Annotated in this window: 17 protein-coding genes; 6 read left to right on the forward strand and 11 right to left on the reverse strand. The window is 71.1% G+C overall.

What is annotated here, in order from left to right:
- Nucleotides 1–63 precede the first annotated feature (63 nt).
- Entirely contained in the window at nt 64–1245 is a 1182-nt protein-coding gene (locus ACH4SP_RS17320; RefSeq protein ID WP_398415616.1) for a mechanosensitive ion channel family protein, read from the reverse strand.
- Between the two features lie 30 nt (nt 1246–1275).
- Here ACH4SP_RS17320 and ACH4SP_RS17325 point away from each other — a divergent pair, with 30 nt between their 5' ends.
- Complete coding sequence (locus ACH4SP_RS17325; RefSeq protein ID WP_398415619.1) at nt 1276–1854, forward strand: dienelactone hydrolase family protein; 579 nt, start codon at nt 1276–1278, stop codon at nt 1852–1854.
- 134 nt (nt 1855–1988) lie between these two features.
- Here ACH4SP_RS17325 and ACH4SP_RS17330 read toward each other — a convergent pair whose 3' ends face one another.
- The 4 genes from ACH4SP_RS17330 to ACH4SP_RS17345 all read right to left on the reverse strand — a co-directional run bounded on the left by ACH4SP_RS17330 (nt 1989) and on the right by ACH4SP_RS17345 (nt 6779).
- Entirely contained in the window at nt 1989–3671 is a 1683-nt protein-coding gene (locus ACH4SP_RS17330; RefSeq protein ID WP_398415621.1) for an alkaline phosphatase D family protein, read from the reverse strand.
- Between the two features lie 117 nt (nt 3672–3788).
- Nucleotides 3789–4601 (reverse strand): thioredoxin domain-containing protein, encoded by an 813-nt coding sequence (locus ACH4SP_RS17335; protein WP_398415623.1) that lies wholly within the window; start codon nt 4599–4601, stop codon nt 3789–3791.
- A gap of 104 nt (nt 4602–4705) precedes the next feature.
- Nucleotides 4706–5398 carry a hypothetical protein gene (locus ACH4SP_RS17340; protein WP_398415625.1) on the reverse strand — a complete coding sequence of 231 codons (693 nt, stop codon included), beginning with the start codon at nt 5396–5398 and terminating at the stop codon, nt 4706–4708.
- Between the two features lie 55 nt (nt 5399–5453).
- Nucleotides 5454–6779, reverse strand: coding sequence for a DUF2252 domain-containing protein (locus tag ACH4SP_RS17345; protein ID WP_398415627.1), 1326 nt, complete (start codon nt 6777–6779; stop codon nt 5454–5456).
- Nucleotides 6780–7038: 259 nt separating this feature from the next.
- Here ACH4SP_RS17345 and dnaE point away from each other — a divergent pair, with 259 nt between their 5' ends.
- Nucleotides 7039–10575 (forward strand): DNA polymerase III subunit alpha, encoded by a 3537-nt coding sequence (gene dnaE / locus ACH4SP_RS17350; RefSeq protein ID WP_398415629.1) that lies wholly within the window; start codon nt 7039–7041, stop codon nt 10573–10575.
- A gap of 97 nt (nt 10576–10672) precedes the next feature.
- Here the strand turns inward: dnaE and ACH4SP_RS17355 are convergent, their stop codons facing one another.
- Nucleotides 10673–10834, reverse strand: coding sequence for a hypothetical protein (locus ACH4SP_RS17355; RefSeq protein ID WP_398415630.1), 162 nt, complete (start codon nt 10832–10834; stop codon nt 10673–10675).
- Between the two features lie 301 nt (nt 10835–11135).
- On the opposite strand from ACH4SP_RS17355, the gene ACH4SP_RS17360 reads away from it, so the two are divergent.
- From ACH4SP_RS17360 to ACH4SP_RS17375, 4 genes are all read left to right on the forward strand, one after another.
- The gene (locus tag ACH4SP_RS17360; RefSeq protein WP_398415633.1) at nt 11136–12461 is read left to right on the forward strand and encodes an NYN domain-containing protein; all 1326 of its coding nucleotides are present in this window, start codon (nt 11136–11138) and stop codon (nt 12459–12461) included.
- 158 nt (nt 12462–12619) lie between these two features.
- Nucleotides 12620–13687 (forward strand): ABC transporter ATP-binding protein, encoded by a 1068-nt coding sequence (locus tag ACH4SP_RS17365; protein ID WP_398415634.1) that lies wholly within the window; start codon nt 12620–12622, stop codon nt 13685–13687.
- Between the two features lie 11 nt (nt 13688–13698).
- On the forward strand, nt 13699–14514 hold the full coding sequence (locus ACH4SP_RS17370) for an ABC transporter permease (protein WP_398416299.1): 816 nt from the start codon (nt 13699–13701) through the stop codon (nt 14512–14514).
- A gap of 44 nt (nt 14515–14558) precedes the next feature.
- The gene (locus ACH4SP_RS17375) at nt 14559–15281 is read left to right on the forward strand and encodes an ABC transporter permease (protein WP_398415636.1); all 723 of its coding nucleotides are present in this window, start codon (nt 14559–14561) and stop codon (nt 15279–15281) included.
- A gap of 187 nt (nt 15282–15468) precedes the next feature.
- On the opposite strand, the gene ACH4SP_RS17380 is transcribed toward ACH4SP_RS17375, so the two are convergent.
- The 5 genes from ACH4SP_RS17380 to ACH4SP_RS17400 all read right to left on the reverse strand — a co-directional run bounded on the left by ACH4SP_RS17380 (nt 15469) and on the right by ACH4SP_RS17400 (nt 19813).
- Nucleotides 15469–15543, reverse strand: coding sequence for a 50S ribosomal protein bL37 (locus tag ACH4SP_RS17380; protein WP_398416302.1), 75 nt, complete (start codon nt 15541–15543; stop codon nt 15469–15471).
- A gap of 68 nt (nt 15544–15611) precedes the next feature.
- Nucleotides 15612–16112, reverse strand: a complete 501-nt coding sequence (ybaK, locus tag ACH4SP_RS17385; protein ID WP_398415638.1) for a Cys-tRNA(Pro) deacylase — start codon at nt 16110–16112, stop codon at nt 15612–15614.
- A gap of 17 nt (nt 16113–16129) precedes the next feature.
- The gene (locus ACH4SP_RS17390) at nt 16130–16906 is read right to left on the reverse strand and encodes an LON peptidase substrate-binding domain-containing protein (RefSeq protein ID WP_398415639.1); all 777 of its coding nucleotides are present in this window, start codon (nt 16904–16906) and stop codon (nt 16130–16132) included.
- Between the two features lie 5 nt (nt 16907–16911).
- Complete coding sequence (locus tag ACH4SP_RS17395) at nt 16912–18039, reverse strand: hypothetical protein (RefSeq protein ID WP_398415641.1); 1128 nt, start codon at nt 18037–18039, stop codon at nt 16912–16914.
- Nucleotides 18040–18265: 226 nt separating this feature from the next.
- The gene (locus tag ACH4SP_RS17400; protein ID WP_398416303.1) at nt 18266–19813 is read right to left on the reverse strand and encodes an oxidoreductase; all 1548 of its coding nucleotides are present in this window, start codon (nt 19811–19813) and stop codon (nt 18266–18268) included.
- Between the last annotated feature and the right edge of the window lie 92 nt (nt 19814–19905).

Raw genomic sequence — 19905 nt, forward strand, 5'->3', positions numbered from 1 at the left:
GGGCGCACCGGGTGCGGGCGGGGGAGCCCGCCGTGCGTGCGGCACCCGGTGCGCGCGGCGGGATCAGCCGTGGCCGGTCCTGGGTTCGGTGGTCGGGGCGGGGGCGTCGTCCGAGGTGCGGACGGTGGCGTTGTTGGTGTGGAGTTCGGAGGAGCGGGGCGGGCGGCCGTTCGACGGGTGGAGGTCAGGCCACTGGCCGTCCGGCGGGAGGACGGCGTTCGCGGTGGCGACCCGGGGGAGCGCGTAGGGGTGCTTCTCGCAGAGCCAGGCGACCATCTGCTCGCGGACCGAGCACCGTACGGTCCAGATGTCGTCCGCGTCCTTCGCGGTGACCACGATCCGCACCTCGATCGTGTTCGGGGTGGTGCCGGTGAGGGCCAGGCTCCAGTCGCGGCCGTCCCAGCCGGGGGTCTGCGCGAGTACCTCCCGGAGGTGCTCGCGCATCAGGGGCAGCGGGGCGCTGTGGTCGAGCTGGAGGAAGACCGTGCCGGTCATCTGCGCACCGCCGCGCGACCAGTTCTCGAAGGGCTTGCTGGTGAAGTACGACACCGGCATGGTGATCCGGCGCTCGTCCCAGGTGCGTACGGCGAGGAAGGTGAGGGTGACCTCCTCGACCACGCCCCACTCGCCGTCCACGACGACCGTGTCGCCCAGTCGCACCATGTCGCCGAACGCGATCTGGAAGCCCGCGAAGAGGTTGCCGAGCGTCGACTGGGCGGCGACACCGGCGACGATGCCGATGATGCCCGCCGACGCCAGCATCGACTTCCCGACGGCCTGCATGTTGGGGAAGGTCATGAGCATGGCGGCCACCGCGACCACGCACACCACCGCCGTCACGATGCGCATGATGAGCGTGACCTGGGTGCGCACCCGGCGCACCCGGGCGGCGTCCCGGGACTGCTGGGACGCGTAGCGCGCGTACGACGACTCGACGATCGTGGCGACGATCCGCACGATCAGCCAGGCCGCCGCGGCGATCAGGACGAGGGACAGGGTCTGGCCGATGCCCGCCTCGTGCTCCTCGACGAGGGCGAGTGCGGTCTGGTCGTACGCCCCGCGCAGGAGCGCGGTGAGGAGTACGACCAGCAGGGGCGGCCGGCAACGGCGCAGCAGCCCCCACAGCGGGGTCTCGTGATGACGGGCGTCGGCACGGCGCAGCAGGACGTCGACCGCCCAGCCGACGAGCAGCGTGAGCACGACCGAGCCGCCCAGCACGATCAACGGACGCAGTACGTTCTCCATGACTTCGTGACTCCGGCGCAGGCTGGCAGGATGGACGGAATGGACATCATCCTTTTCCACTCCGTCTACGGTCTGCGCCCGGCCGTGCATGCTGCCGCGGAACGGTTGCGCGCCGCCGGGCACCAGGTGCACGTGCCCGACCTGTACGAGGGTCAAACGGCCGGCACCGCCGAGGAGGGCCAGGCGCTCCTGGACCGGATCGGCCGTGAGGAGCTGCTGCGGCGGGCCGTGGTGGCCGCTGCCCCGCACTCCGACAAGGGCCTCGTGTACGCCGGGTTCTCCTGGGGCGGCGCCGTCGCGCAGAACCTCGCGCTCGGTGACGAGAAGGCCCGCGGGCTGCTGCTTCTGCACGGCACCTCGGACATCGCCGAGGACGCGGCGGTCGACGAGCTGCCCGTACAGCTGCACGTCGCGGACCCGGACCCGTTCGAGTCGGGCGACTGGCTGAACACCTGGTACCTCCAGATGCAGCGGGCCGGTGCGGACGTGGAGATCTACCGCTACCCCGGCGCCGGGCACCTCTACACGGACCCCGAGCTGCCGGACTACGACGAGACGGCCGCCGAGCAGACGTGGAAGGTCGCCGTGGGATTCCTGGCGACGCTCTGACGCTCTGACGGTTTGCGGGAGGCGGGCGGAGACGCCCGGGGGTGCGAGGCCGGAGGCGGGCGGAGACGCCCAGGGCGCGAGGCCGGAAGCCCGTCGTGTGGAACCCGGGCCTCCGCCCCCTCCGTACCCGAGGATCAGCGCACGGGCTGGTACACCCGCTCCACCTGCTGGGTGCCCGAACGCGTCCGGTAGGACCTGCGCCACGAACTCGTCGCGTCCTGGCGGGTCTTGTCGGAGATCGCGTAGTAGTCCATCTGCGAGTGCTCGGCCGTGACGTCCAGGACGCCGTAGCCGTGCGAGTCCATGTCCACGTACTTCACATGGCGGTTGGCGGCCTTGACGGCGGTGGCCGCGACCAGCGAGACGGTCTGCGGGGCGACGTGCAGCATGTCGTCGAGGTTGTCGGAGGTCACCGAGGTGACGACGAACTCGACGCCGGCGGAGCCCGACGACGGGTACGTCGCGGCCTTCACCGGCACGTCGTTGGCCCACGACATGTGGATGTCGCCGGTCAGGAAGACCGCGTTGCCGATGCCGCGGTCCCGCAGGTGCCCGATGAGCTCCTTGCGGTCGTCCGTGTAGCCGTCCCACTGGTCGGTGTTGACCGCGAGACCCTCCTTGGGCAGGCCGACGAGTTCGGCCAGCGGCGCCAGGAGGTGCGCGGGTACGGACCCGAAGGCGACCGGCGAGATCATCACGGACGTACCGACGAGCTTCCAGGCGGTGTCGGAGGCGGCCAGTGAGGACTTCAGCCAGTCCAGCTGGGCGCGGCCGGTGATCGTACGGTCCGGGTCGTCGACCTTGCCGCTGCCGACCTTCACCTGCTGCGAGCGGAAGGAGCGCAGGTCCAGGAGGTGCAGATCGGCCAGCTTGCCCCAGCGCAGGCTGCGGTAGACGGTGCCGGCGGTGGAGGCGCGCACCGGCATCCACTCGAAGTAGGCCTGCTTGGCGGCGGCCACCCGGGCCGCCCAGTCGCCCTCGGCGTCCGGGGTGTGGTTCTCGGCGCCGCCGGACCAGGCGTCGTTGGCGAACTCGTGGTCGTCCCAGATCGCGACCACCGGGTGTCTGTGGTGCAGGGCCTGGAGGTCGGGGTCCGTCTTGTACTTGCCGTGCCGGGTGCGGTAGTCGGCGAGCGTGACGATCTCGTGCTTCGGCTCGTGCTGCCGCACGACGTACTTGGGCTCGGGGTAGCCGCCCGAGGCGTATTCGTAGATGTAGTCGCCGAGGTGCAGGACCGCGTCCAGGTCGGCGCGGGCCGCGAGGTGGCGGTACGCGGAGAAGTGGCCGGACTCCCAGTTGGCGCAGGACACCACGCCGAACCGGACCCCGGCGGTGGTGGAGTCGGCGGCCGGGGTGGTGCGGGTGCGCGCGACGGGCGAGAACACATCGCCGCAGGAGAAGCGGAAGTAATAGGCGGTCTCCTGGCGCAAGCCCCTTACATCGACCTTGACGGTGTGGTCGGTGGCGGCGGTCGCGGTCGTCGTCCCCCGTGCGACGACGCGGCCGAAGTCCTTGTCCTCCGCGACCTCCCAGCCGACCGCGGTGTCCGGTCCTGCGCCGGAGCCGGGTATTGCCTCGGGGACCGGGGTGACGCGGGTCCAGAGCAGGACGCCGTCGGGCAGCGGGTCGCCGGAGGCCACGCCGTGCAGGAAGGCGGGAGCGGTGGCGGCGGAGGGTGCCGCGGCGGCGGGGAGGGCGGAGACGCCGACGAGGGCGGGGACGGCGACGGTGGCGGCAGCGGCTTTCAGGGCCGTGCGGCGGGACGGGGTCCGTGTGGCGCTGGGGACACCCGTGGCAGGAGTGAATTGACTGGTCACGGGTGATCACATTACTGATCAGTATGTGGTCGGGGTGGGCGAACTGTGAATGTTCGCCCACCCGTTGACCAGGCGTTCACTCCTCTTTGAGGAGGCGTCAGGCCCTTTGACGGAGCGTCAGGCCTTGAGGGCCTTCTCGACCGCCGCCTTGAAGTCCTCCGGCGCCATCGGAGCGCTGTCGCTGCCCTCCTTGACGACCGTCTTGCCGTCCATCTTCAGGCTCGGGGTGGCCTTGATGCCGCTGGCGTCGAACTTCGCCGACATCTTCAGCGCCCAGGCGTCGTAGGTGCCGCCCTTGACCGCGTCCTGGAACTTCTTGTTGCCCTTGAGCGCCGGGACCTGGTCGGCGATCTTGATCAGGTAGTTGTCGTCGGCGAACTTGTCGACGCGCTCGTCGGGGTGGTTGGCCTGCGAGTACAGCGCGCCCTTGAAGGAGAGGAACGCCTCCGGGCTCACGTTCAGCGCGGCGCCCAGCGCGCTCGTCGCGTTCTTGGAGCCCTCGCCGCCCGCCATGTTGTCGATGAAGGTGGCGCCGATGTACTGGATCTTGTACTTGCCGGCGTCGACGTCCTTCTTGATCTGCTCGCCGTTCGCCTGCTCGAAGCCGGCGCAGCTCGGGCAGCGCGGGTCCTCGTACAGTTCCAGGGTCTTCTTCGCGTCGGCCTTGCCGACGACGACCGTGGTGCCGTTCTCGCCCGTGGTGTTGGCGGGCTTGGCGACCGTGGCCTCCGCGGCGGCCTCCCAGGCCTTCGGCTTGTTGGCCTGGACGACGGCGTAGCCGACGCCGCCGGCTATCGCGAGGACGGCCACGACCGACCCCGCGACGATGATCTGCCGCTTGGTCTTGTCCTTCTTGGCCTGCCGCTCGCGCTCGGCGCGCAGCCGCTCGCGGGCCGCCTGCTTGTTCGCCTGGTTGTTGCGTGCGCTCATGATCGTTCCAATTCCGTGGGTGCTGAACTGCCGTATGGGAATGCCCGGCCCGGCGGACGTACGGCTGCGCGGGTTCGGCGGCAGCCGTGCGGGTACGGCGGGGCTCAGGCGGTGAGGACGAACCCGGCGGCGGGCGGCCCGCGCCGGCCCACGGAGTGCACCAGCAGCCGGTTGCGCAACACCTCGGCGGCGTCGCGGCACAGCGCGGAGCGCCCGGGACCCCGTACCGGGAAGACACCCGCCACGGAGGCGACCGCGAGCAGCAGCGGCCGGAAGGCAGCCACGGCGGCCGTACGGAGCAGGCCGGCCAGGGCCGCCTCCCCGCACCGCAGCCAGAGGGCGGCCAGCAGTCCGACCGCCACGTGCGCCCCGAGCAGCAGCCAGGGCAGCGCGGGGTCGGGGGAGGAGAGCAGGACCCAGAGGCGTTCCTTCGCCCCGGAGTGGACGAAGGGGGCGCCGACCGGCGTCCCGCCGCAGAGCACGTCGAGCCCGAAGGAGCGCAACGCACCGGCGACGGGCCCGCCGGAGGGCCCGTAACAGACGTGCTGTCCGGTGGTGAAGAGGGTGTCCGCCGCCAGTTCCAGCGGCACGAGCAGGACGGCTATGCGGCCGAAGCCGCGCTCCCGTCCGGCCAGTGCGTACGCCAGGCCGAACACGGCGGCGCCGAGGACGGCGACCGTGAGCGGGGGCAGCGGGGCTCCGGACAGCAGCACGTGCGAACCCACGGACAGCGTCACGACGAGTGCCGTGAAGAGTGCTGCCCGCAGGATGCGAAGCGGAGTCCTGGATATGCCCATCGTCAGTGAGTGTGCCACGGCTCCGGATAAGGGCCCTCTAAGGGTGCGGAAAGGGCTACAGACCTGTGATGCGACCGTTGCGGAACAGGTCCACGAAGATCTGGTGGTCCTGCCGGGCCCGCGCGCCGTAGCTGTGCGCGAAGTCGACGAGCAGGTCGGCGAAGCTCTCCTCGTCGCCCGCGATCGCCGCGTCGATGGCCCGCTCCGTGGAGAACGGCACCAGGGAGTGGCCGCTCTCGTCGTCGGCCGCCGCGTGCATGGTGGCCGTGGCCCGGCCCAGGTCGGCGACGACGCCGGCGATCTCGTCGGGCTCGTCGATGTCCGACCAGTCGATGTCGACCGCGTAGGGCGACACCTCGGCGACGAGCTGCCCCTGGCCGTCCAGCTCGGTCCAGCCGAGCCACGGGTCGGCGTTCACCTGGAGGGCGCGCTGCGAGATGACCGTGCGGTGGCCCTCGTGCTGGAAGTAGTCGCGGACGGCGGCGTCGGTGATGTGCCGGGAGACCGCGGGGGTCTGGCCCTGCTTCATGTAGATGATCACGTCGTTCTCCAGGGCGTCGCTGTTGCCCTCAAGAAGGATGTTGTACGAGGGCAGGCCCGCCGAGCCGATGCCGATGCCGCGGCGCCCGACGACGTCCTTCACGCGGTACGAGTCGGGGCGGGTCAGGGACGACTCGGGCAGTGTCTCCAGGTAGCCGTCGAAGGCCGCGAGGACCTTGTACCGGGTGGCGGCGTCGAGGTCGATGGAGCCGCCGCCGGAGGCGAAGCGCCGCTCGAAGTCGCGGATCTCGGTCATCGAGTCGAGCAGTCCGAACCGGGTCAGGGCGCGGGCGTCGCGCAGCGCGTCGAGGAGGGGGCCCTGCGCGGTGTCCAGCGTGAAGGGCGGCACCTCGTCGTTCTTGGCGCCGGTGGCGAGCTGGTGGATGCGCTCGCGGTAGGCGGCCGCGTACACCCGCACCAGGTCGCCGATCTGCTCGTCGCCGAGCGCCTTCTGGTAGCCGATGAGGGCGATCGAGGCGGCGAAGCGCTTGAGGTCCCAGGTGAAGGGGCCGACGTACGCCTCGTCGAAGTCGTTGACGTTGAAGATCAGGCGGCCTTCGGCGTCCATGTACGTGCCGAAGTTCTCCGCGTGCAGGTCGCCGTGGATCCACACCCGGGAGGTCCGCTCGTCCAGGTACGGGCCGGTGTTCTGCTCGCGCTCCTGGTCGGCGTAGAAGAGGCAGGCGGTGCCCCGGTAGAAGGCGAACGCGGAGGCGGCCATCTTCCGGAACTTGACCCGGAAGGCGGCCGGGTCGGCGGCCAGGAGCTGGCCGAAGGCGCCTTCGAACACGGCGAGAATCTGCTCGCCGCGCTGGGCGGCATCTGTCTGCGGAACCGACATCGCCGGGGCCTCCTGGTGCATGACGTACGTGCGTGTACGGGGGAATGGGGAGATTTGCGGGACAGGTCTGCTGACCGGTCCAACGCACGACCGTACTCCTGAGTGCCCCGGGGTCCCGCCGTCTCGTGGGACCCGGGTTTGTCAGTGCCGAGAAGTAGACTTCCTGCCTGCCCGGCACCCTGCCCGACGCCCTGTCCGGCACCCTGCCCGACGCCCTGTGCGACGCCCTTGTCCCGACCCGCAACCGGAGGCCCCGACCGTGACCAAGCCGCCCTTTACGCACCTCCATGTACACACCCAGTACTCGCTGCTGGACGGTGCCGCGCGGCTGAAGGACATGTTCGACGCGGCCAACCAGATGGGGATGTCGCACATCGCGATGTCCGACCACGGCAATCTGCACGGGGCGTACGACTTCTTCCACTCGGCGCAGAAGGCCGGCGTCACGCCGATCATCGGCATCGAGGCGTACGTCGCCCCGGAGTCCCGGCGCAACAAGCGGAAGATCAAGTGGGGCCAGCCGCACCAGAAGCGCGACGACGTCTCGGGTTCGGGCGGATACACGCACAAGACGATCTGGGCGGCGAACAGCACGGGCCTGCACAACCTCTTCCGGCTGTCCTCGGACGCGTACGCCGAGGGCTGGCTGACGAAGTGGCCGCGGATGGACAAGGAGACCATCGCCAAGTGGTCCGACGGCCTGATCGCCTCCACCGGGTGCCCGTCCGGCGAGGTGCAGACCCGGCTGCGGCTCGGCCAGTTCGACGAGGCCGTGCAGGCGGCCTCCGACTACAAGGACATCTTCGGCGAGGGCAAGTACTTCCTGGAGCTGATGGACCACGGCATCGAGATCGAGCGCCGGGTCCGCGACGGGCTGCTCGAGATCGGCAAGAAGCTGGGCATCCCGCCGCTGGTCACCAACGACTCGCACTACACCTATGCGCACGAGGCCACGGCGCACGACGCCCTGCTCTGCATCCAGACCGGCAAGAACCTCTCCGACCCGGACCGCTTCCGCTTCGACGGCACCGGCTACTACCTCAAGTCGACCGACGAGATGTACGCGATCGACTCCTCGGACGCCTGGCAGGAGGGCTGCGCCAACACCTTCCTGGTCGCGCAGCAGATCGACACCACCGGGATGTTCGAGAAGCGCGACCTGATGCCGAAGTTCGACATCCCGGACGGCTTCACCGAGGTCACCTGGTTCCGGGAGGAGGTCAGGACCGGCATGGAGCGCCGCTACCCGGGCGGCGTCCCCGAGGACCGGCAGAAACAGGCCGAGTACGAGATGGACATCATCATCTCGATGGGCTTCCCGGGGTACTTCCTGGTCGTCGCCGACTTCATCATGTGGGCGAAGAACCAGGGCATCGCGGTGGGCCCGGGGCGTGGTTCGGCGGCCGGTTCGATCGTCGCGTACGCGATGGGCATCACCGACCTCGACCCGATCACGCACGGCCTGATCTTCGAGCGGTTCCTCAACCCCGAGCGCGTCTCGATGCCCGACGTCGACATCGACTTCGACGAGCGCAGGCGCGTCGAGGTGATCCGGTACGTGACGGAGAAGTACGGCGCCGACAAGGTCGCCATGATCGGCACATACGGAAAGATCAAGGCGAAGAACGCCATCAAGGACTCCGCCCGGGTCCTCGGCTACCCGTACGCGATGGGCGACCGCCTCACCAAGGCGATGCCCGCGGACGTCCTCGGCAAGGGCATCGACCTCTCCGGCATCACCGATCCCAAGCACCCGCGCTACAGCGAGGCGGGCGAGATCCGCGGGATGTACGAGAACGAACCGGACGTACGGAAGGTCATCGACACCGCGAAGGGCGTCGAGGGCCTGGTCCGGCAGATGGGTGTGCACGCGGCCGGCGTGATCATGTCCAGCGAGCCGATCGTCGACCACGCGCCGATCTGGGTGCGGCACACCGACGGCGTCACCATCACGCAGTGGGACTACCCGCAGTGCGAGTCGCTCGGCCTGCTGAAGATGGACTTCCTGGGCCTTCGGAACCTGACCATCATGGACGACGCCGTCAAGATGGTGCGGGCCAACAAGGGCATCGACCTGGAGATGCTCTCCCTCGAACTGGACGACCCGAAGACCTTCGAACTGCTCTGCCGCGGTGACACGCTCGGCGTCTTCCAGTTCGACGGCGGCCCGATGCGCTCGCTGCTCCGCCAGATGCAGCCCGACAACTTCGAGGACATTTCCGCCGTCTCGGCCCTGTACCGGCCGGGCCCGATGGGCATGAACTCGCACACCAACTACGCGGAGCGCAAGAACAACCGCCAGGAGATCACGCCGATCCACCCGGAGCTCGAAGAGCCCCTGAAGGAGACGCTCGGCCTGACCTACGGCCTCATCGTGTACCAGGAGCAGGTGCAGAAGGCCGCCCAGATCATCGCCGGGTACTCCCTCGGCGAGGCCGACATCCTGCGCCGCGTGATGGGCAAGAAGAAGCCCGAGGAGCTGGCGAAGAACTTCGTCCTCTTCCAGGAGGGCGCGAAGAAGAACGGCTACAGCGACCAGGCCATCCAGGCGCTGTGGGACGTGCTGGTGCCGTTCGCCGGATACGCCTTCAACAAGGCGCACTCCTCCGCGTACGGCCTGGTCACGTACTGGACGGCCTACCTCAAGGCGAACTACCCCGCCGAGTACATGGCGGCCCTGCTGACCTCGGTGAAGGACGACAAGGACAAGTCGGCCGTCTACCTCAACGAGTGCCGCCGCATGGGCATCAAGGTGCTGCCGCCCAACGTCAACGAGTCGGAGTCGAACTTCGCCGCCCAGGGCGACGACGTGATCCTCTTCGGCCTCACCGCCGTCCGCAACGTCGGGCAGAACGTCGTCGACTCGATCATCCGGATGCGCAAGGCGAAGGGGAAGTACTCCTCCTTCCCCGACTTCCTCGACAAGGTCGAGGCCGTCGTCTGCAACAAGCGGACGGTCGAGTCACTGATCAAGGCGGGTGCGTTCGACGAGCTGGGGCACACCCGCAAGGGCCTCGTCGCGCACCACGAGCCGATGATCGACAACGTGGTGCAGGTCAAGCGCAAGGAGGCCGAGGGACAGTTCGACCTCTTCGGCGGCGGCGAGGAGGACAGCGACGAGCCCGGCTTCGGGCTCGACGTGGAGTTCTCCGACATCGAGTGGGAGAAGTCGTACCTGCTCGCGCAGGAGCGCGAGATGCTCGGGCTGTACGTCTCCGACCACCCGCTCTTCGGCCTGGAGCACGTCCTGTCCGACAAGGCGGACGCGGCCATCGCCCAGCTCACCGGCGGTGAACACTCGGACGGCGCGGTCGTCACGGTCGGCGGCATCATCTCCGGCCTCCAGCGGAAGATGACCAAGCAGGGCAACGCGTGGGCGATCGCGACGGTCGAGGACCTGGCGGGCTCCATCGAGTGCATGTTCTTCCCCGCCACGTACCAGCTGGTGTCGACACAGCTCGTCGAGGACACGGTCGTCTTCGTCAAGGGCCGCCTCGACAAGCGCGAGGACGTGCCGCGGCTGGTCGCCATGGAGCTCCAGGTCCCGGACCTGTCGAACGCGGGGACCAACGCGCCCGTCGTCCTGACCATCCCCACCGTCAAGGTCACCCCGCCGATGATCAGCAAGCTGGGCGACATCCTGTCCCACCACCGGGGCAACACCGAGGTCCGGATCAAGCTCCAGGGGCCGCGCAAGACGACGGTGCTGCGGCTGGACCGGCACCGGGTGACCGCCGATCCGGCGCTCTTCGGCGACCTGAAGGTGCTGCTCGGACCGAGCTGCCTGGCGGGCTGACGCCTCGTACGCGGAAGAAAGAAAGGCGCGCCCCCTGTGCACGGGGGGGCGCGCCTCACTTATGTGGAACCAGTGAAACCAGTGGAACCGGTCGTGCTCAGTTGTGGCCGAAGCGGCGCTGGTGCTTACGGGCCACGTCGGCCGGGCTGCCCTGCGCGGGGGGCTGGGCCGGAGCCTCGAAGGAACTGCTCTTCTCGGATTGCTGCGAAGCCTTGTCCTGCGGAGTGGGCTGCTTGCGGCTGTTCTTGTTCTTGGCCATGGAATGCCTCCTGAAAGGTCTAGGTGCCAGGGCCGCGACCAGACTCACACAGCGGGACAGAACGCGCATTTTGGATCATTGCTGTACGTAACCAGGCGCCGTGCGGAGTAATCGGCCACAACTTCCGCGCTAACTTCACCCTTCGCCACGCCGATGATCGAGTTCCGGCCGTTAAGCCCCGTGAGGTCGGGCAGACTCGATAGAAACCCGTATGCCTCTCGACCCTTGCCCTTTGTTTTCGAGTTCTTCCGCGTTTTCGAAGAACTCAATTTCGAACAATTTCCGAGGTTCCTGAAAGAGGGTGGAACGCGTGGACCGTTGCGTCGTCCTGGTGGACGCCGGCTATCTGCTGGGCGCCGCCGCGAGTCTGCTGGCCGGGGAGCCGGCCCGCTCGCGCATCACCGTCGACCATGCCGCCCTCATCCAGGGCCTGCGGGAACGGGCCGAGGCCGATACGCAGCAGCCGCTGCTGCGCATCTACTGGTTCGACGGCGCCCCCGACCGCGTACCGCAGCCGGAACACCGGCGGCTGCGCGTCATGCCCCGGGTGACCGTACGACTGGGGGCCCTGACCCGCAGCGACGGCCGCTGGGCGCAGAAGGGTGTGGATGCGGCCATGCATGCGGAACTCACCGAGCTGGCCAGAAATCGCGCCTGCTCCGACATTGTTCTGGTCACCGGTGACGGTGATCTGCTACCCGGACTGATGTCCGCCAAGGAGCACGGCGTCGCGGTCCACCTGTGGGCGGTGCAGGCCGCCGACGGCGATTACAACCAGTCCGAGGACCTGGTCGCGGAGGCCGACGAGCGCCGCGTCCTGGACCGGGCGTGGATCACCCGGGCGGTACGGGCCAAGGAGTACGGCGGTGTGTGCGCCCCGCCGCCGGTGCCGCGCCCCGAGATCGCCGCCATCCTGTCCGCGCCGCTGCCCGAGTCCGCGCTCGCCGCCCAGGCGGAGGCGCAGGCCCGGGTCGAGGCACAGGCCCGCGTCGAGGCACAGGCGCGGGTCGAGGCACAGCGCTCGGAAGCCGCCCGCAACGGCACCGGCACCCCCCAGGCCCCCGCCCCGAACGGCGCGGAGGCGCCCGCCGCCGCGGCGGCCAAGGGCGTTCCCACCCCGAAGGACCTGGCCGGGCTGCGCGGCCCCGGCATCCAGCCCGCCCAGCACCCGCAGCACGCCCCGCACCCCCCGGCCGGCAGTGCCACCCTGCGCTGGTCGTCCGACAAGGGCTGGGTGGAGCGGCCGGGCAGCGGAACGCTGGGTGAACCCCCGGAGACCGCGTCGCTGCCCACCCTCGCCCAGCTCACCAGCGCCGAGCAGCGCTGGGCGGACCGCGAGGAGGACATCACCACGGTCGGCGGCGACCCCTTCGAGGTGGGCCAGGTCTTCGCCCGCCGCTGGATGGAACGCCTCCCGGAGCCCGTCCACACCCAGAAGCTGTCCACGATGTACCCGCGCATCCCGCACCGCATCGACGGCGAGCTGCTGCGGTACGCGGCCAGGTTCGGTCTCCTCGCGCACAAGGACGACCAGATCGACGAGCACGACCGGTACGCGATCCGGGCGGGCTTCTGGCGCGAGATCGACGTACGGGCGGCCGCCGAGCACGCGACGGTGGCGGAGTAGGAGCGGTCCTGGCGGGGCGCGCGCAAGGCCCGGCACAGCGTCCGCACAGGGCCTGACGTGGGGCTTGACCCGGGGGCCGACGCGGGGCCCGGCGCGGCGCCGCGGACGTGGACCCCGGCGGCTTTCGACGGGCCGGGGACCACGTAGGCTCGTGGCTCGTGAGTACGGGCACAGCGGACACCACGGACACGGGTCGGGAACCGCACGACAGGGCTGTCGTGTGCGCGGTCGACGGGCTGGTCAAGGTGTACCCCGCGGCCCGCGCCCGGCGCGGTGCGCCCGCCGTGCCGGAGGTCAGGGCCAGCGACGGCATCTCGCTCACCGTGCGGCGCGGCGAGATCTTCGGCCTCCTCGGCCCCAACGGCGCGGGCAAGACCACCCTCGTACGACAGCTGACCGGTCTGATGCGGCCCGACGAGGGCACCGTCGACGTCCTCGGTCACGACCTCGTGCGCCACCCGGAGCGGGCCTCCCGCCTGCTGGCCTACCTCGGGCAGGAGAGCAGTGCTCTCGACGAGCTGACCGTGTCGCTGGCCGTGGAGACGACCGGCCGGCTGCGCGGACTGCCGCTGAAGCAGGCGCGGGCCGAGCGGGACGACGTACTCGAAGAACTCGGACTGACCCCGATCGCAGGGAAGCCCCTGAAGAAGCTGTCCGGCGGGCAGCGGCGGCTGGCCTGCTTCGCGACCGTACTGGCCGGGGAGCGGCCGGTACTGGTCCTCGACGAGCCCACCACCGGCATGGACCCGGTCGCCAGGCGCGCGGTCTGGTCGGCGGTCGACCGGCGGCGGGCCGAACGCGGCGCGACCGTCCTGCTGGTCACCCACAACGTCATCGAGGCGGAGACCGTCCTCGACCGGGTCGCCGTGCTGGAGCGCGGGCGCGTCATCGCCTGCGACACCCCGGCCGGGCTCAAGGCACAGGTCGCCGACGAGGTGCGCCTCGAACTGGTGTGGCGGGAACGGGCGCCGCTCGACGTGCCCGAGGTGGCGGCGCTGCGGGAACTCGGCGGCGCGCCCGGGGGCGGACCCGGGGACCGGGTGCAGGTGTCCGGGCGCCGGTGGGTGCTCAGGCTGGCGCCGGACGAGGCACGGGCCGCGGTCGCCGCGGTCACGGGAGGCGCGGCCTTCGCCGCCCTCGACGACTTCACGCTGGCCACCCCGAGCCTGGAGGACGTGTACCTCGCGCTCGGCGGCGGGCGTACGGAAGGGCTGGTCAAGGCGTGAGTGCTGGGTCGATCGAGGCAGTGGGGGCCGCAGTGCCGACCGCGCCCGCCCGTACGGCGGTGGCGGCGGGTGCGGCGGAGCTCGCGCCCGCCGCGCGGTTCCTTCCCTCGCTCGCCGCCGTGTACCGGGCGCAGCTCTCGCGGGCCAGGGTGGCGCGCATTCCGCTGCTCTTCGTCGCGACCTTCCAGTCCGTCGGGATCATGATCCTGATGCGCGGCGTCGTGGACGGCGGCGGCGAGGCACGGGCCGTGGTCGCCGGGTCGAGCGTGCTGGTCGTGGCGTTCGTCGCGCTGAACCTGCTGGCCCAGTACTTCGGGCAGCTGCGGGCGAGCGGCGGGCTCGACCACTACGCGACGCTGCCGGTGCCGCCCGCGTCGGTGGTGCTGGGCGCCGCCGCCGCGTACGCGTCCTTCACCGTGCCGGGGACGCTCGTCACGGCGGGCATCGGGTGTGTGCTCTTCGGGCTGCCGATGGGGCACCTGTGGGTGCTGGTGGCGGTGATCCCGCTGGCGGGCGCGGCCCTGGCCGGACTCGGGGCGGCGCTCGGGCTGCTCGCCCCGCGTCCCGAACTCGCCACGCTGCTCGGCCAGTTGGGCATGTCGGCGGCGCTGCTGCTCGGGGTGCTGCCGGCCGAGCGGATGCCGGCGGTCATCTCGTACGCGAGGGACCTGCTGCCGTCGACGTACGGGGTGGAGGCCTTCGCCAGGACCTTCGATGCGCATCCGGACTGGGCGGCGGTCGGTCTTGACCTGGGGGTGTGCGCGGGGGTGGGTGTCGTCTCGCTCGCCGTGGCCACGTGGGCGTACCGGCGGGCGGCGGTGCGCTGAGGGCTGGTGAGGCGGGGTTCGGCGGGGCCTGGCACGATGTCGGAGTGACTGCTCCTCTGACACCGCCTCACCAGCCCTCTCCCCACGACCCCTGGCAGACGCCCGTGGCGTACGGCGACGGGTCCGGCTCCTTCGCCCACTCCGCAGGACCGGACGAACCCGATCTCGCGACGGACATCCGGCGGGCCGTGGTCGTGCTGGTGGTGACAGCGGTGGCCGGGCTGCTGCTGGGGCTGCTGTGGGTGTGGCTGGCGCCGAAGGTTCCGCTCGTCTCGACCGACAAGGCGGTCTTCCTCAAGGACACCGAGGGCGAGGAGGCGGCGGGCGCAGACGGAACGTTTGTCCTGCTGTCCGTCGGCTTCGGGTTCGTCAGCGCGGCACTGGCCTTCTGGTTCTACCGGCGCGGCGGGATTCCGCTGGTGATCGGGCTGGCGGTGGGGTCCCTGATGGGGGCGTTGCTGGGCTGGCTGGCCGGTGGCTGGTTCGGGCCGACGGCGGACGTGGTGGCCCACGCGAAGGCGGTGGGGGCGGGTGTGGTCTTCGACGCCCCGCTGAAGCTGGAGGCGAAGGGGGCGCTGCTGGCGTGGCCGTTCGTGGCGGTGCTGGTGCACTTGGGGATCACGGCGGTCTGGGGGGTGCGGGATCCGGAGCCGGAGTTCGAGTGGGGGGCTTATTACGGGGTGCCGGCGGGGTCGGCACCGGCCGGGGGACCGGAGGACGCTCCCGGCCCGGGGCCTGGCCCTGATCCCGGTCCCCGGCAGGGTTAGGCAGGGGCTGCGGGGGTTGCGCCAGGTGCGGGTGGGTGGGCCGCTTCGCGGATTCGGCCCCTCCCCACCCCTTCCCGAAACCGCTCGCCGCGGGGCCGGTGGTCATCGTGCGGGTGCGTCGTGGCTGGTCGCGCAGTTCCCCGCGCCCCTGAAGGGGCGGACCCCGCTCAGGTCGACACGTAGGGCCTCAGGCCGGGCGTTTGCCGTGGTTGGCTTTGTTCTTCTTGACGCGCCACTTCCGTTTGCGGGTCTTCTTGGACATTGCGTCACACCCCTCGCCTCACGGTCGGACCGTGGAAACTAGCGGAGGGGACGGGACCCGTCGAGACCCTACGTGCGCCCGATCGGGGCGAGCGTCGCGGAGGTGAGCGCCGCCAGGTCCGCGGGGGACAGCTCGACCTCCAGGCCCCGGCGCCCCGCCGAGATGCAGATGGTGGGGTGGGACGAGGCGGAGGAGTCCAGGACGGTACGGAGCTTCTTGCGCTGGCCGAGGGGGGAGATGCCGCCCCTGACGTACCCCGTCGTGCGTTCCGCCGCCGCCGGGTCCGCCATGGTGGCGCGCTTGCCGCCGACCGCCGAGGCGAGGGCCTTCAGGTCGAGGGAGCCCGCCACCGGGACCACCGCCACCGTGAGCGTGCCGTCGACGTCGGCGACGAGGGTCTTGAAGACCCGGTCCGGGGTGACGCCGAGCGCCTCCGCCGCCTCCTCGCCGTACGACGGTGCCGCCGGGTCGTGCGCGTACGCGTGCAGCGTGTAGGCCGTGCCCGCCGCTGTCAGCGCCACCGTCGCAGGGGTGCCGCCCGACTGCGCGGACTGCTTCTTCTTCGCCAACGTAACTGTTCCTGTGGTCAGTTGGGGCAGGTGGGTGCGCGGGTGAGGGCTTCCGCCGGGATGGAGGGGAGATGGCGGACGATGGCCGTCTCCGTGCGGAGGATGGTCAGTTCCTCGCGGAGGCGGGCGGCCGTGTCCGGGGCCTGCAGCAGGCGCTGGCGGGTCGGAGTGTCGAGCATCGTCGCCGCCGCCACCAGGTAGGACACGACGGAGGGCTCGTCGGGGAGGTCGGCCGCCGTGGTGAGGGTCGCCTCGCGGGCGCCCGCGAGGCGCTTCTGGTACGTGCGGAAGGCGCGCAGGACACCTTCGGCGAGGGCGCCCGCCTCGTCGCCCGGCTCCTCGTCGAGTTCTTCGAGCTCGGCCACCAGGTAGGGGCCGCTCGCGTCCACGGAGAGGAGCCGCACCCGCTTCGTACCGGTGGCGAGGACCTCGAAGCTGCCGTCCTCGCGCTCTCGGATCGTCGCCGCGTCCGCGACGCAGCCCACCGGGTGGAACGCCTGGAGGGGGTCCGCGCCGAAGCCCGCCGCGGGTCCCTGCTCGGTCACCGCCGTCGGGTCGTCGGGCATGCCCGTCGCGGTACGGGCCACCTCGTGGCCGTCGCGGATCGCGACGACGGCGAACCGGCGCGGATCGTCGTCGTCGGAGTCGTCGTCGGCGCCGCCGTCCCCGGCGGCCGACTTGAGCAGGTCGCGCATCATGGCGCGATATCGCTCCTCGAACACGTTCAACGGCAGCACGAGGCCCGGGAACAGTACCGAGTTCAGCGGAAAGAGCGGCAGGCGAACGGTGGTCACAACGGTCAAGCGTAATGGCCGTCGGACCTGCTCCGGCCTGGAGTCCACCGACGGACCCCCACCGGCTTCGTACGGCCCGCCTCGGGCGCCGCCCCGGAGGCCGCCCGGGACTGGGCCGCGTACCGCAGTTCGAGGAACCGGCCGAGCGGGTCGTCGGTCGGTGCGCCCGAGGCGGGCGACGCCCACGGGAAGGACGTCGCGTACGGGCCGATCAGCCGGAACTGCTCCAGTGCCTCGGTCCACCGCTCCCTGCTGACCAGCACGTACGCGAGGAGGTTGCGCACCTCCGCCGCCCACGGGTCGCCCGCCTCGTACTCGGCGGACAGGGCGATCGCCAGGTCGGCGGCCTTGTCGATCCGGGCGGTCAGCTGCGCGGCCGACGACGAAGGGGAGGAAGGGGAGGGAGGGGCGGAGGAGGGGGAGGAAGGAGAGAGGGCGGAGAGCGGCGTCGTGGCCGGCAGCAGGGCGAAGGCCGCGCGGACCGGCAGCGCCTGAATCAGCGAGCCCGGCAGGGCGTCCTCCGCGGCCTGCTCCGCGAAGTCGAAGCACTCGCGGTGCGTCGAACCCTGCGCGGCCAGGTACTTCAGGGCCGCCACATGGCAGCCGTAGTGGTGCGAGGAGCGCATGACGGCCTGCCCCCACAGCGCCTCGAACGTGTCGTGCGCGGCCAGCGCCCCCCGGGCGTGGTCCAGCGCGATCCGCCACGGCACCGGGTCGCACGGGGAGCCCGCGGCGGCCGCGTCGATCAGCGGCCCGGCCGGGCGCAGCCGGTCGGCGGGGGACGGCGACTCCAGCGCCCTGCGCACCTCCAGCTCCGCCTTGACCAGCAGGGCGTCCGGGTCGCCAGGGGCGGCCAGCAGCCAGTCGGTGAGCCAGTCCTGGCGGTGGTGCGCGAACGCGGCCAGCCGGAGCGTGTACCGGTCGCGGTTCTCCCACTCGGCCCGCTCCCGGGTCGCGGCGAGCAGCGCGGAGGCGGGTGCGTACGTGCCCTGGGCGGCGGCGACGAGCGCCGGAGCGATCCGCTCGTCGGGGGCGTCGAGCAGCAGATCATCGTCCGTCGGCAGTCCGGAACCGGGCTCGGGCGAGCGTCGGGCCGGGCGGGCGGAGCTCAGCAGCGCACGAAGGAATGACATGGTCCAACCATTGAAATCCGCAGGTGAGCGGGGTGCCAGTGGCGGGCTGTGAAGCTTTGGTAGCGGCAGGAAGGTTGTACTGACCCCGGTCAAGGGACGGTAAAGAAAGCGGGTGGAGGAGGGGCGGAGAGGGAGGGGGTGTGGGGTTGGTGGGCGGGGGCGGTGAATGTCCGCAACCCGTCCCACGGCCCCGTCCCGCGGCCCCGCTTCCCGGCCGCCCCGCCCCTCACCCCCGCCGCAGCAGCCGCGAGGCCCCCGCAGCCACCGTCGTGGCGAGGATCCAGCCCAGCAGGATCAGACAGGCGGACGCCCACTGCCAGCCGTCCTCCAGCCGCCAGTAGCCGTCCTGGCCGAGGTTGATCACCGGGACCAGGAGGTCGAGGGCGAACAGCGGGGCGCTCCACTGCGGGTGTTCGTCCGCCTTGATGGGGGCGGGGTCGTAGCGGGAGAAGGCGAGCGTGCCCGCGGCCCACAGCACCGCCATCCACAGGGCCGCCCGCCCCGGCCGGTAGCCGTACGCCACCGTCCAGTCCTGGACGACGCCCCACACCTTCCCGGCCAGCGGCAGCGTCTCCCGCCTGCGCCGCTGCTTGGCGAGCAGCACCTCGCGGGCCTCGGAGTCCTCGCCGCTGTTGCGTTTGACGGCGGCCAGGCGCTCGTACGGCTCAGGGGCGTACTCGGGCGTGGCGGCCGTCACCCACTCCAGCCGTCGGGCGAGCGGGAAGTGGCCGAGCGGGACCAGGTTCTCGTACACGAACCCGCCCATCGAGAGGCCGCCGGGACCGGGCCAGCTCGTCGACTTGTCGACCAGCGTGACGATCTTCGCGCCGGACAGGACCACCTTCCCGCGGTCCGGGCGGTCGCCGAGGAACCGCAGCTCGGGGGTCTGGATGCGGCGCAGCGACAGCTCCTGGTCGTTCTCCATCGTGAACCGCGCGTCCTGGAGGTCGACCGCGTCGCCGAACCGCCCGTCGTCGAGCCGCAGCCCGCCCTGGCACTCGAAGCGCTGCATGCGCACCCCCCGGGCGGGCGTGTTCCCCAGGCCCTGGCCGAGGCCGTACGGGGGTGTGGTGTTGTCGTACGCATGCGAGGACAGCCCCGCCGGGGTCAGGTACAGCGACCGCTCGACGGTCAGCTGCGGGGCGTTCAGCGCGCGGCGCCCGTACGGGTTGCTGAGGCGGCTGCCGCGCAGGCTCAGCGACACGCCGATCTTCGCGCCCCGCAGGCTGATCTCGCCGCGCGTCTCGATCAGCTCGGCCTGCAGGTCCTGCGCCACCGAGAGCCCGTCCGCCGCGATGGACCGGCCGCGCCGGTCCCGGTGCACCACGATCTGGTTGATCAGGAGGTCGGTGCCGATCTGGGCGTCGGTCAGACGCATGCCCTTCGCGATCCGGCAGCGGGGGAGGTGCAGATCGCCCTCGGTGTGCAGCCTGGCCGCTTCGAGCCGGGGGATCGAGCAGCCGACCAGCCGCAGGGTGTTGAACCGGCACTCGGGCAGGAGTATCTCGCTGTCGAAGCGGCAGTTGTTCATTTCGACGTACGGGGCGACCGTCCCGCCGGACAGGTCGAGCGCCCCGGTGATCTGCAGCCCGCTCAGCTTGAGCGCGGCCACCCGGCCGGGCCGCGCGTCGGGTCCGCTGAGCAGCAGCAGCGCCACCACCCTGGCGCGGACGGTGCGCTCGGGCCCCCAGGGGCGGCCGGTCATCGGGTCGTCGCCCAGCGGTTCGTGCACCCGCAGGTCGTAGGTGCTGCCGTTGCGGAAGGCCTGCCACATGCCCAGCTCCGCCGCGCTGAGCCAGTCGGGCGCCTCCGGATCCTGCTGCGCCTCGGTCACTCGCGCCCCCTCCCCATCGATCCTGTGCGTGA

Source organism: Streptomyces sp. NPDC021093 (assembly GCF_044333135.1).
Classification (GTDB): Bacteria; Actinomycetota; Actinomycetes; order Streptomycetales; family Streptomycetaceae; genus Streptomyces.